Source organism: Erwinia sp. MYb416, from assembly GCF_037479575.1.
Classification (GTDB): Bacteria; Pseudomonadota; Gammaproteobacteria; order Enterobacterales; family Enterobacteriaceae; genus Erwinia; species Erwinia rhapontici.
In genome coordinates this window covers 1-544 of record NZ_JBBGYT010000273.1, presented here as the reverse complement: position 1 = coordinate 544, position 544 = coordinate 1, and the positions used below count along the sequence as shown (strand labels likewise).

The following is a 544-nucleotide window of genomic DNA, read 5'->3' as shown; positions in this document are numbered from 1 at the left end:
CTGAGTTGTTGGTGAGGGTTAAAATGGCCAGCTTCACCGGCGCATGCTCGGCGACCAGCACGGTCAGTTCGCTATCCAGCCCGGTTTCCCGGTGGCTGAAGACGCTGTAGCCAAATCCGTGTCGACTCAGATAGGGGCCACGCCCCTGTACGGGCAGAGTGGTGGGTGACCAGACGGCACCAGTTTCTTCATCACGCAGATAGAAGGCTTCCCCTGAGCGGTCGCTGACAGGATCGTTCTCCCAGGGGGTGAGACGGTATTCGTGCGCATTTTCATACCAGGTATAGGCTTGTCCGGCTTCCGAAATCACGGTGCCGAACTGGGCATTCGCCATCACGTTCGACCAGGGTGCAGGCGTGGTGCCACGTTCATCCAGCAGGATTTGATATTCGCGACCGTCGGGAGAAAAGCCCCCCCGGCCATTGAAACAGAGCAGCGCAGCGGTATCCGGCTGCCAGTCGAGGTGCTGATTGACCGGAAGCACGGCGGGCGTGACGAGGGCAAGCGACGAAGAGACGGCCCCCTGAACACGCAAATTGAGTTG

1 protein-coding gene is annotated in these 544 nt (G+C 59.9%); it reads right to left on the bottom strand.

The window, feature by feature from the left end; translation table 11 throughout:
• The coding region (locus WH277_RS02465) for a hypothetical protein (RefSeq protein ID WP_339504219.1) at positions 1 to 544 on the bottom strand (544 nt) is incomplete at both ends.